The following is an 11681-nucleotide window of genomic DNA, read 5'->3' as shown; positions in this document are numbered from 1 at the left end:
GGCCCGACATCCCGGCTCCTTCGTGCCGAGAACGGGGGGTCAGTTGACCTGGCGCTCCCGGCCCTGCCAGTACGGCTCCCGCAGCTTGAACTTCTGGAGCTTGCCGGTGGCGGTGCGGGCCAGCTCGGCCCGCAGCTCGATGCGCTTGGGGACCTTGTAGCCGGCCAGGCGGCCCCGGCAGTGCTCGCGCAGCTCGTCCTCGGTGGCGGCCTGCCCCTCGGCCAGGACCACCAGGCCGGTCACGGCCTCGCCCCACCGCTCGTCGGGCACGCCGATCACGGCCACCTCGGCCACCGCCGGGTGGCTGAACAGGGCGTCCTCCACCTCGATGGACGACACGTTCTCGCCCCCGGAGATGATCACGTCCTTCTTGCGGTCGGAGATGGCCACGTAGCCCTCGTCGTCGACCACGCCCCCGTCGCCGGTGTGGAACCAGCCGTCCACGATGGCCTCGGCGGTGGCCTCGGGCTGGTCCCAGTAGCCCTCCATCACGTGGTTGGTGCGGGTGGTGATCTCGCCCTGGCCGGTCAGGCCGACCCGGACCCCGAGGGCGGGGGCGCCGGCCCGGCCCAGCCGGCGGGCCCGCTCGGCCGGGTCCAGCCCGTCCCACTCGGCCCGGGTGCGGTTCATGGTGACCAGGGGCGCGGTCTCGGTCAGGCCGTAGATCTGGATGAGCTCCCAGCCCAGCTCGGTCTCCACCCGCTCGACGGTGCGGGTGGGGGGTGGGGCCCCGGCCACCACGATGCGGGTCCGCCCGGCCCCGGGGACGGTGTCCAGGTCGGCGGCGGCGTCGAGCACGGCGTTGACCACCGCCGGCGCCCCGCACAGGAGGGTGACACCGTGGCGGTCGACCCGGCGCAGGATCTCGGCCCCGTCCACCTTGCGCAGCACCACCTGGGTGGCGCCCATCCCGGCGGTGGCGAAGGGCATGCCCCAGCCGTTGCAGTGGAACATGGGCAGGGTGTGGAGGTAGACGTCGCGGTCGCTGACCCCGGCCTGCCACCCGAACACCGAGGCGTTGAGCCACAGGCTGCGATGGGTCTGCTGCACCCCCTTGGGCCGGGCGGTGGTGCCGGAGGTGTAGTTGATGGTGGCGGTGGCGTCCTCGTCGGGCTCCCACGGGACGGGCTCGACGTCGGGGGCCAGGAGGGCCTCGTCGGCCTCGGCCCCCAGCTCGAAGCGGTGGGCGCAGTCGATGCCGGCCACCGAGTCGGCCGCCTCGGGGTCGTAGAGGAGGACCGAGGCCCCGCAGTGCTCGACGATGTAGGCGATCTCGTCCCGGGCCAGCCGGAAGTTGACCGGCACGTGGATGCGGCCCCAGCCCGACACGCCCCAGAAGCCGGTCAGGAGCCGGGCCGCGTTCTGCGACACCACGGCCACCCGCTCGCCGGGGCCCACGCCCAGCCGGTCCAGGCCGGCGGCCTGGGCCCGGGCCCGGGCCGCCAGTGCCCGGAACGTCAGCTCCCCCAGCGACGGGGCCGGCTGGTCGGGCTCGTCCACCACCGCCACCCGGTCGGGGTAGACGGCCTCGGCCCGGTCCAGGAAGTCGCGCAGGGTCAGGGGCACCTTCATGGCCGGCACGGTACTTCTCGCCGTCCCCCGTCGGAGGGGGGCCGTGGGCGACGATGAGGAGACGTGAGCCCCGACCCCGCCGCCGCCGGAGCCGACCAGGGTGGCGCCCTGCTGGCCCTCTACGACCGGGCGCTCCCCGAGGTCTACGGCTACCTGCTGCCCCGCTGCGGCGACCGGGCCACCGCCGAGGACGTCACCTCCGAGACCTTCCTGGCCGCGGTGGCCGCCGTGCAGAAGGGCACGGTGCCGGACCTGACGGTGGCCTGGCTGGTGGGCGTGGCCCGCCACAAGCTGGTCGACCACTGGCGCCGGGCCGGTCGCGAGGAACGCCGCCTGCACCGGGTGGCGGCCCAGCCCGAGGCGGTGGACGACCCCTGGGACGCCCACCTGGACGCCGCCGTGGCCCGGGACGTGCTGGCCGGCCTCGGGCCACACCACCGCTCGGCCCTGACCCTGCGCTACCTCGACGGCCTGAGCGTGCCGGAGGTGGCCCGCCACCTGGACCGCACCGTGCACGCCACCGAAGCCCTGCTGGTGCGAGCCCGGGCCGCCTTCCGCCGGGCAGCGGCCGACACCGCGCCCACCACCCCGGACGAGAGGGGGACCGATCGTGGCTGACCCGTTCGACGCCCTGCGCCTGCCGGCCACGCCGGTGGCGCCCGACCCCGCCTTCACCGCCGCCCTGCGGCGCCGGCTGGAGGCCGCCCTGGCCCCGCCCCCCGGCCCCGAGGCCGTACCCGCCATCCAGCTCCGAGGAGGAGACGCCGTGCCCCCCACCGAGACCCCCGTCGCCAGCCCGCTCGTCCCCTACATCGCCGTCCACGACGCCGTCGCCGCCCTGGACTGGTACCGCGACGTGCTGGGGGCCATCGAGACCACCCGCTTCACCGGCGACGACGGGCGCGTCGGCCACGCCGAGGTGGTGATCGGCGGCGCCCGGCTGATGCTGTCCGACGCCTACCCCGAGATCGGGGTGCGCTCGCCCCTCGACCACGAGGGCAGCAGCGTCGCCCTCCACCTCGAGGTGGCCGACGTCGACCACACGTTCCGCCGGGCCGTGGAGGAGGGGGCCACCAGCCTGCGGGAGCCGGCCGACCAGGGCCACGGCAACCGCAACGCCACCATCCTCGACCCCTTCGGGCACCGGTGGATGATCAGCCAGCCCATCGACGCCGCCCGCACCGCCGAGGCCGAGGTGGACCGGGGTGCCGGGGGTGACGGCGGCGACTGGAAGGTCACCGCCCGGCGGCCGGTGGAGCCCGGCTACATCGTCCTGCGGACCGGTGACCTGGACCGGGCCCGCAGCTTCTTCGGCGCCCTGTTCGCCTGGGAGGTGGAGCCCGGCTCCCTGGAGGGCGGGGGCCATGTGGCCAACACCCGCTTCCCCATGGGCTTCATGGAGGGCGAGGGCGACGGCCCGCCGGTGACCGCCTACTTCCGGGTGGACGACATCGAGGCCTACGCGGCCCGGGTGGAGGAGCTGGGTGGCCGGGTGCTGAGCCGGGCCACGTACCCCTCGGGGGGCAACGCCGAGTGCGTGGACGACCAGGGCCTGCGCTTCGACCTGTTCCGGCCCGCCCCCGGCTACTGAACCGGGGCTGCGGTCAGCGGGCGGTCCAGCCCCCGTCCACGGTCAGGGTCTGGCCGGTCATGTAGGAGGAGGCGTCGGAGGCCAGGAACAGCAGGGCCCCGTCGAGCTCCGGCAGCTCGCCCCGACGGCCCATGGGGCACTGATCGGCCACGAAGCGTCCCGAGGCCTCGTCGCCCCACATGCCCTCGGTCATCTCGGTGGGGAACCAGCCGGGGGCCAGGGCGTTGACCCGCACGCCCTTGCGGGCCCACTGGCAGCCCAGCTCGCGGGTCAGGTTCACCACGCCGCCCTTGGAGGCGCAGTACGAGGCCTGCTTGATCGGGGTGGCCGCCACCAGGCCCAGCATGGAGGCCACGTTGACCACGCTGCCCCGCCCGGCGGCCACCATCGGCCCCGCCACCAGCTGGGTCAGCCGGAACAGGGCGGTGAGGTTGACCTCCACCACGTCCCGGAACGTGCCCACCGGCTCGGACTCGGCCGGCTGGGGCGCCCCGATGCCGGCGTTGTTGACCAGCACGTCGACCGCCCCGCCGGCCAGCTCGGCCGCGGTGTCGGCCAGGCCCACCAGGTCGTCGTCCACGGTGACGTCGCAGGCCACGGCCAGGACCCGCTCCCCCAGCTCGGCGGCCAGCGCGTCGAGGCGCTCGACCCGGCGGGCGGCCACCACCACCGTGGCCCCGGCGGCGTGGAGCACCCGGGCGAAGCGGTCACCGAGGCCGGCCGACGCCCCGGTCACCACCGCCACCCGCCCGTCCAGCCGGAACAGGGTCGAGGGATCGGGCGGGGGGGCGGCCATGGCCGCACCCTAGGAGTCGGGTCGGCCGGTCAGCGGCAGGAGGTGAAGGTGAGCGACAGGGCTCCGGTGGAGGCCACCTCGACGCCGCCGACGTCCTCGGCCCAGCCCTGGACCAGGTCGTCCAGGAGGGCCCGGCCGCCGGCGTCGTCGGCGACCAGGTTGGCCCGGATGCAGGACTCCGGGCCCGACCGCCAGGTGACGTACTCCCCGCCGCCGAAGCCGTCCATCGGGTCGACTGCGGCGCTGCCCTCCAGGAACAACCTGGGGTCCATGCGGGAGATCACGCCCACGGGGTCGGCCACCACCTCCAGGATGCGGACGTCGACCGCCCCGAACTGCCCCCGGCCCAGCTCCGGGCCGTCGGCCACGGGGGCGGGCACGGCCACGGCCGGCTCCCGGGCCTCGTAGGCGGCGGGGTCGAGGACCTGCTCGCTGGTGGTGGGCGGGTCGACGAAGGCCCGGTCCAGGGCGGCCGGCCCGCCGGCCAGCACGGCCTCGACCAGGCGGGCCCCGTTGCCGTAGGGCAGGACCGACATGATGCTCAGGGCCAGCAGGTCCACGCCGCCGGGGGCGAGCCCGCCGCCCCCACCGCCGCCGCTCCCGCCGGCCAGGCCCAGCTTCTCGGCCTGGGAGGCGGCCTGCTCCTCGGGGCTCAGGGCCTCGTCCTCGAAGGCCAGCTGCACCACCCGGGCCGTGCCCTCGATCAGGGCCTGGAAGGCGAAGGCGGCGTCGTGGCGGTCGCCCAGGGCCTCGATGCGGGACAGGTCGAAGACCTGGTCGTCGAGGGCGTGGGTCAGCTCGTGGGCGATGACGGTCTGGACGTACGGGGTGATGACGTCGCCGCGGACCACCAGCTCGGCCGTGTCCGTGTCGTAGAAGCCCTGGACGCTGCCCTCGAGGAGGTCGGCCCCGACCTCTCCGGGGTCGGCGTCGGGAGGCAGGACCCCGAGAGCCCGGATCCAGGCCTCGCCGTCCGGGCTGAACAGCTCCTCCCCCTCGGCGGTGGCCTGCAGGCGGTCGCGGAACTCGTCGTCGGGCAGGCCCTCCACCACCGGCTCGGTGGCGAACCGGTGGCCGCGCTCCTCCTCCACGAAGGAGATGATCTCGGGCACGACCTCCTCGAGGGGGCGGGCCAGGGCCTCGGGGTCGCCGAAGCCCGGGTCGAGGCCCGGCACCGACGGCTCGGCCGGACCCAGGCCGCTGCCCGGGTCACCGGGGCCCAGGGGCGGGGCGCCCTGGGGGGCGCTGGTCCCCGAGCCGACGAGGTCGTCGCCCCCGCCGTCGCCCAGGGTGCCGAGGCCCAGGACAGCCACCAGCACCAGCACCAGCACGACGGCCACGGCCACCACGGCCCCGGCCGGCGACCGGCCCCGCCCGCCCGCCGGGGCGTCACCCGGCGGGAACCCGGCGGGCGGGCTCCCGGGGACGCCGGGACCGGAGGACGGCGACCACGCCGGCCACTGCTCGGGGGGCCGGGCCGGGTACTCGGCCCCCCCGACCTGCACGCCGGGCCCGGGCGGGGGCGGTCCGGCCGGGGACGGTCCCGCCGGGGGCCAGGAGGGCGGGGGCGACCCGGCGGTCACGGCTCAGCCGCCGTTCTCGGCTCCAGCCGGGGGCGGGGCGGCCGGCCCGCCGGGGGCGGCCACGGGGGCGGCGGGGCCCGTGCCGCCGCGGAACACGGCGATGGGCTCGCCGTCGGCCACCAGGCTCTGGAAGTAGTCCGAGATGTGCATGGGGATCCGGACGCACCCGTGGGAGGCGGGGCGGGCCGGCACCGACCCGGCACCGTGCACGGCGATGCCGCCGTTGAAGTACACCGGGTTGTAGAGCACGCCCAGGGGGGCGTGACGCTCCCCGGCGATGCGGCGCTGGTAGCGGTAGTCGCCCACGGGGGTGACGGCGTCGCCGCAGTGGCCGTCCTCGCAGTAGGCCACGCCCGAGCCGCTGGAGACGTGGGTGGCCAGCTCCAGCACCCCGTCGCCCCACACCAGGAGCACCTGCTTGTCCAGGTCCACCTCGGTGTGGGTGGGCCCCAGGTCGGGCCGCAGCATGGGGATGGGTCCGGAGGTGAGGACGGCCTGCTCCAGCTCGGCGGTGACCACGCCGTCCTGGGGGCGGCCGGTCAGGGCCTGGTAGGCCCACACGGCCAGGGTGGTCTTGGTGCCGAAGGCCCCGTCGGCCTCGCCGGGGTCGAAGCCCAGGCGGTCGAGGGCCTCCTGGAGGGCCTTGGTGCGGGGGCCGTCCGAGCCGCTCCGCAGGTCGCCGACCTCGATGGCCGGCGGGGCCGGGGCGGGGGGCTCGGTGGTGGTGGTGGTGGGCGCCTCGGTGGTGGCCGGGGCCTCGGTGGTGGTGGTCGTGGACGACCCGGTGGTCGGCGCCGGACCGGTCGTGGAGCTGGCGCCCGCCTCCTCGGCGGCACCACCGCGGGTGGTGGCCTGGGCGGCGGGCGACCCACCGGAGCAGGCGGCGAGGAGGACGGCGACCAAGGCGACCAGGATCGGCGTCGAGCGGGAGCGGCGACGGTGCATGGTGGCGACGAGTCTTGCCGACGCGCTCACCCAGGAGCGATGCGGGCGGCCCGGGGATGCATCACCCATGTGCGATCCTGCCGGGGGCGGCATCGTGCTCCCGCCCCCCCACCTCCCGTGACCGTGCCCCCCTCCGCCCGTCCCCCCACCCCACAGGTGCGGCCCGAGGCCGCCCCCCCGCCCGAGGGCGTCGACCCCGCGGCCGATCGCATGCTGGCTGCCACCCGCGCCGGCAGCAACCGGGCCTGGGCCACCCTCCTGCAGCACCTCGACCCCCGGGCCCGCCGCCTGGCCCACCTGGTGCTGGGGGGCCGGGCCACCGACGAGGTCCTGCTGGTGGCGTACGTGCGGGCCTACCGGGCCCGGCGCAAGGGCTCCCCCGACGCGGTGGTGTTCCTGCTCAACCACGTGTGGATGGCCTGCGGCCACGAGATCCGCCGCCGCCAGCGCCGGGGCTCCCCGGCCCCGGGGCGCCGGGCCGCCCCCGCCGATGCCGCCCCCCGCCTGGGGGACGACGCCCTGGGCCGGGCCGTGGCCGCCCTGCGCCCCGAGGAGCGGGCGGTCTGGGCCCTGGCCGAGCAGGAGGGCCTGCCCGACGAGGTGGTGGCCGCAGCCCTGGGCGTCGACCCCAGGGTGGTGGGGGCAGTGGCCGACCGGGTCAGCACCCTCGTCGAGGACTCCCTGCTGGTGGCGACCGACCCGGCCACCGGCGACCTCGACGCGCCGGCCGACGAGGACGGGCCTGCGGGCGACGACCCCACCGACGACGATCCTGCTGTCGACGACCTCGCTGTCGATGACCTTGCCGGCGACGCCGCGGCGGGCGACGACCCGGGGGCCCTGGAGCCGGAGCCCGCCTCGCCCGCCTTCTGGTCCCAGCTCGGCACCCGCCTGCGGGCCGAGCGCGAGGCCCTGCCCGCCGCCCCCCCGCCCCGCCTGCCCGTCCCCGGCGAGCCGTCCCCGGCCCTCACACCGGCCAAGGCCCCGCCGGTGGCCATGCAGAAGCGGGCCCCCCGGCGCAGCCGGCGGTCGCAGCCCGACCTGGTGGAGGGCCTGGCCGAGGAGGCCGACCGCCAGCGGGAGCGCCGGGCGTGGCCGGCGGTGGCCCTGCGGGTGGCCGTGGTGGTGGTGCCCCTGGCCCTGCTCGGCGGCCTGGTCCTGGCCCTCTACCTGGCCGCCTCGTCGGCCAAGTCCCCGGTGCGGGGCAACACCACCGCGGCGGTGGCCGGCCGCAGCCTCGACCGCCTGGCCTCGTCGGAGGGGTGGACGGCCACGGTCCGCCGCACGGTGGTGGCCCCCGACGGCACCCGGTCCGAGGCCACCATGGCCGTCACCGCCGCCGAGGACGGGTCGTACCGGGTCGAGGAGGAGGGCGGGCGCACCGTCACCCACGACGCCCGGCTCGGCGTCCTCCAGGACGTCATCCCCGGCTTCGGCATCCGCCACGAGGTGGGCGTGGCCCCCGGGCCGCCCGACCCCACCGTGCCTCGCGCCGACCTGCCCATGGCCGAGATCGCCCTGGCCACCCGGGCCCTGGCCACCGAGACCGACACCGAGCCGACCCGGGCCGAGGTCGACGGCGTCCGGGTGTGGCGCCTGGCCGGCGCCCTCGAGGGCGGCCAGCGGGTGACCTACACCGTGGACGCGGCCGAGCTCCTGCCGGTGCGCATCACGTGGACCCGCGAAGGCGAGATCGTGCGCGACGTCCGCTTCTCCGACGTGGCCCTGGGCGTCACCGGGGCCTCGTTCACCCAGGAGCTCCCACCCGACAGCCCGGCGGCGACGCCCCAGGGCTTCGTCCCCGTGCAGCTGGGCGAGATCCGGGGCCGGATCGACATGGTCCCCCTGACCCCCGACTTCCTGCCCACCGGCTTCACCATCTCCGGGGCCTCGATCCACGAGGAGAGCCGGATCGTGTCCCTCCGCTACACCAGGGGCCCGGCCGAGATCGTCGTCACCCTGCGGCCGTCGCCGGTCAAGGCGGGCGAGACGTGGGACGACCCCTTCGACCGGGGCGACGAGGCGGTCGAGGCGGAGCCGGTGACCCTCGAGCAGGGCCCCTTCCGCGACGTGGAGGCCCAGGTGGTGGCGGGCGGGACCGCCCTCCCCTCGGTGTGGGGGGCGGACGGCGAGCAGGCCTTCACCGTGTCCGGCGACCTCTCCCCCGACGACCTCCTGGCCGTCGCCCGCTCCCTGGGCTGAGCCGACCTCCCTGGCTCGAGCCAGCTCAGCCGGGGGGGGCCAGCTCGCCACCCAGGAGGGCGCTGAACCAGTGGCCGCTGTCCTTCACCAGCCGGGCCTGGGTGGCGTAGTCGACGTGGACGAGGCCGAAGCGGGGGCGCAGGCCGGCGGCCCACTCGAAGTTGTCGCAGTAGCTCCAGCAGAAGTAGCCGTGCACCGGCACGCCCTCCTGCTTGGCCTTCAGCACCTGGGCCAGGTGGGCCTCGTAGTAGGCGATGCGCCGGGGGTCGTGGACCCGGCCGTCGACCACCTCGTCGGGGTAGGCGGCGCCGTTCTCGGTGACGTACAGCTTGGGCACCTTGCCGTAGGCGTGGAACTGGTGGAGCACCTCGTGCAGGCCGCGGGGGTTGACCTCCCAGCCCATGGCGGTGATGTCGTAGCGCTTGTGGTCGCGCCGGGGCCAGGGCAGGAAGCCCAGCCCGGGGACGGGCAGGGCGTGGACGGCCAGGCGCTGGTAGTACTGCACGCCCAGGAAGTCCCAGTCGACCAGCACCGCCTGGTCGTCGCCGTCCCGGCGGTACCGGTCGATGCGCTTCAGGAGCGGGGCGTCGTCGGTCGGGTAGCCCAGGCCCAGGCTGGGCTCCAGGTGGACCCGGTTGACGAGGGCCTCGAAGGCCCGGGCCGCCCTGCGGTGGCGGGGCGAGTCGCCGGCCACGTCGGGCGGGGTGAAGATGTGGGTGGTGCCCACCTCGGCCCCGGGCACGCGATCGCGCAGCACCTGGGCGCCCCGGGCCTGGGCCAGGTTGACGTGGTGGGTGGCGGCCATGAACTTGTTGAGGCTGCGCACCCCGGGGGCGTGGACGCCGGTCAGGTAGCCGGCCAGCAGGAAGCTGCTGGGCTCGTTGAACACCATCCAGCGGGTGACCCGGTCGCCCAGGGCGTCGGCCACCACGCCCGTGTACTCGCCGAACCAGTCGACCACGTCGCGGCTGGCCCATCCGCCCCGCTGGTGGAGGGCCTCGGGCAGGTCCCAGTGGTAGAGGGTGACCCAGGGCTCGACCCCCCGTTCCAGGCAGGCGTCCACCAGCCGGGAGTAGAAGTCGAGGCCGGCCCGGTTGACCCGGCCGGTGCCGGTGGGCAGGACCCGGGGCCACGAGATCGAGAACCGCTGGGCCCCGAAGCCCAGGTCGCGCACCAGGGACAGGTCGTCCTGGTAGCGGTCGTAGAACTCGCAGGCCACGTCGCCGGTGGTCCGGTCCGACACCCGGCCCCCGCCGTGGGTGAAGGTGTCCCAGATCGAGGGGCCCTTGCCGTCGGCGTCCCAGGCCCCCTCGACCTGGTAGGCGGCGTGGGCCACCCCCCAGGTGAAGTCCTCGCCGAAGTCCTCGCGTCGCAGTGCCGTCACCGTGCCTCCTCGTCGGACCCGGGGACGGTACCGTCCCGCCCGTGCCCCGCCAGCCCCGGTCCCGTCCCGCCGAGACGCCCCTGTTCGACCTGGGCGAGGCCGACACCCACCAGGGCCGCTGGGACGAGGTCGACCGCTACCTGGTCGGCACCCTGCACCAGCCCGACCCGGCCCTCGACGCCGCCCTCGACACCAGCGACGCCGCCGGGCTGCCGGCCATCAACGTGGCCCCCAACCAGGGGAAGCTGCTCCAACTGCTGGCCCGGGCGGTCGGCGCCCGCCGCATCCTGGAGGTCGGCACCCTGGGCGGCTACAGCTCCATCTGGCTGGCCCGGGCCCTGCCGCCGGACGGGGAGCTCGTCACCCTGGAGATCGACCCGGCCCGGGCCGAGGTGGCCCGGGCCAACCTGGACCGGGCCGGCGTGGGCGACCGCACCGAGGTGCGGGTGGGGCCCGCCCTGGAGGGCCTGCGGGCCCTGCACCGCGAGGGCGCGGGCCCCTTCGACCTCACCTTCGTGGACGCCGACAAGGAGGGCAACGCCGACTACGTGGACTGGGCCGTGCGGCTGTCGCGGCCCGGGTCGCTGATCGTGGTGGACAACGTGGTGCGGGCCGGCGCGGTGGTCGACGAGGCGTCGACCGACCCCCGGGTGCGGGGCGTGCGCCGCCTCCACGACACCCTGGCCGCCGATGCCCGGGTGACGGCCACCGCCATCCAGACGGTGGGGAGCAAGGGCTGGGACGGCCTGACCGTGGTCCTGGTCCTGGACCCGGGCTGATAGGCCCCCGGAGGAGAAGTGACTCCCCCAGCGGGTGAACGTTCCCGATCCCCGGTGTCCTGGCGTACCGTCCGCATCGGCCACGACCGCCCACCGGGAGGAGACCGATGGCTGCCGCCGACTCGGGGGCCCTGTCCGCCACCCGCCGCACACTCCACGTGGTCGCCGAGCACGTGCTCATGCCGGACTTCCACGACCGCACCTGCCGCATAGGCCTGCGCCCCGCCGCCGGGGGGTTCGCCACGCCCCCCTACGCCCACCCGGAGGGCTTCACCCGCCGGCTGCGGGTCGACGGCACGGACGTGGTCGACGAGCGGGACGGGCGTTCGGTCACACGGGTGCCCCTGACCACGCCGGCCACCCTGGGGGCGGTGCGCTCCGCTCTGGGCATCACCGCCGAGGCCCCGGCCGACATCTACGACCTGGGCAGCGACGGCACCCCGACCCAGCGGTTGCTGGTCGACCCGGCCAGCACCGCGGTGGTGGCCGACCTGTTCGCGGCCACCGACGAGGCCCTCACCGCCCTGCGGGCCGAGGCCGAGGCGGAGCCGGGCCGGGCCGGGCCCGACGAGGGCATCGGCTCGATCCAGCTCTGGCCCGAGCACTTCGACGTGGCCTGCTCCATCGACGAGGTCACCTTCGGCGCCTCGCCCGGCGACGACGACCACCCCGAGCCCTACCTGTACGTGGCCCCCTGGGAGGATCCCCGCCGGGGCGGGTTCGGGAACGAGCCCTTCGGGGCCAGCCGCCCGGCGTTGCCCGTGCCCTCGGCCACCGAGGCCCTCATCTGGTTCCGACACACACGGGCCGCGGCCATGGCCCGCTGAGG

Annotated in this window: 10 protein-coding genes; 5 read left to right on the top strand and 5 right to left on the bottom strand. The window is 76.1% G+C overall.

The genetic code is table 11. The features are described from left to right. Positions 1–39: 39 nt before the first annotated feature. Positions 40–1572, bottom strand: coding sequence for an AMP-binding protein (locus tag VEW93_05410; GenBank protein ID HYI61225.1), 1533 nt, complete (start codon positions 1570–1572; stop codon positions 40–42). Positions 1573–1635: 63 nt separating this feature from the next. On the opposite strand from VEW93_05410, the gene VEW93_05405 reads away from it, so the two are divergent. After that, the gene (locus tag VEW93_05405; protein HYI61224.1) at positions 1636–2190 is read left to right on the top strand and encodes a sigma-70 family RNA polymerase sigma factor; all 555 of its coding nucleotides are present in this window, start codon (positions 1636–1638) and stop codon (positions 2188–2190) included. Continuing rightward, positions 2183–3163, top strand: coding sequence for a VOC family protein (locus VEW93_05400; GenBank protein HYI61223.1), 981 nt, complete (start codon positions 2183–2185; stop codon positions 3161–3163). The genes VEW93_05405 and VEW93_05400 overlap by 8 nt, the downstream gene beginning before the upstream one ends. 13 nt (positions 3164–3176) lie before the next feature. Here the strand turns inward: VEW93_05400 and VEW93_05395 are convergent, their stop codons facing one another. The 3 genes from VEW93_05395 to VEW93_05385 form a co-directional block, all read right to left on the bottom strand. Continuing rightward, positions 3177–3959 (bottom strand): SDR family oxidoreductase, encoded by a 783-nt coding sequence (locus tag VEW93_05395; GenBank protein HYI61222.1) that lies wholly within the window; start codon positions 3957–3959, stop codon positions 3177–3179. A 29-nt stretch (positions 3960–3988) separates the two neighbouring features. Beyond that, on the bottom strand, positions 3989–5464 hold the full coding sequence (locus VEW93_05390) for a hypothetical protein (protein HYI61221.1): 1476 nt from the start codon (positions 5462–5464) through the stop codon (positions 3989–3991). A gap of 81 nt (positions 5465–5545) precedes the next feature. Next, positions 5546–6445 (bottom strand): L,D-transpeptidase family protein, encoded by a 900-nt coding sequence (locus VEW93_05385; GenBank protein HYI61220.1) that lies wholly within the window; start codon positions 6443–6445, stop codon positions 5546–5548. Positions 6446–6604: 159 nt separating this feature from the next. Here VEW93_05385 and VEW93_05380 point away from each other — a divergent pair, with 159 nt between their 5' ends. Then, positions 6605–8689 (top strand): hypothetical protein, encoded by a 2085-nt coding sequence (locus VEW93_05380; GenBank protein ID HYI61219.1) that lies wholly within the window; start codon positions 6605–6607, stop codon positions 8687–8689. A 25-nt stretch (positions 8690–8714) separates the two neighbouring features. On the opposite strand, the gene VEW93_05375 is transcribed toward VEW93_05380, so the two are convergent. Further along, on the bottom strand, positions 8715–10073 hold the full coding sequence (locus tag VEW93_05375; GenBank protein ID HYI61218.1) for a GH1 family beta-glucosidase: 1359 nt from the start codon (positions 10071–10073) through the stop codon (positions 8715–8717). 41 nt (positions 10074–10114) lie between these two features. Between VEW93_05375 and VEW93_05370 the strand changes: the two genes are divergently transcribed. Together VEW93_05370 and VEW93_05365 are read left to right on the top strand one after the other, a co-directional pair. Next, positions 10115–10852 (top strand): O-methyltransferase, encoded by a 738-nt coding sequence (locus VEW93_05370; GenBank protein ID HYI61217.1) that lies wholly within the window; start codon positions 10115–10117, stop codon positions 10850–10852. Positions 10853–10959: 107 nt separating this feature from the next. Next, positions 10960–11679, top strand: coding sequence for a hypothetical protein (locus VEW93_05365; GenBank protein ID HYI61216.1), 720 nt, complete (start codon positions 10960–10962; stop codon positions 11677–11679). Positions 11680–11681 lie beyond the last annotated feature (2 nt).

The organism is Acidimicrobiales bacterium (genome assembly GCA_035630295.1).
GTDB lineage: Bacteria > Actinomycetota > Acidimicrobiia > Acidimicrobiales > Iamiaceae > Iamia.
Note: the sequence above shows the minus strand (reverse complement) of the source record. Positions and strands in the feature narration are given on the sequence as shown.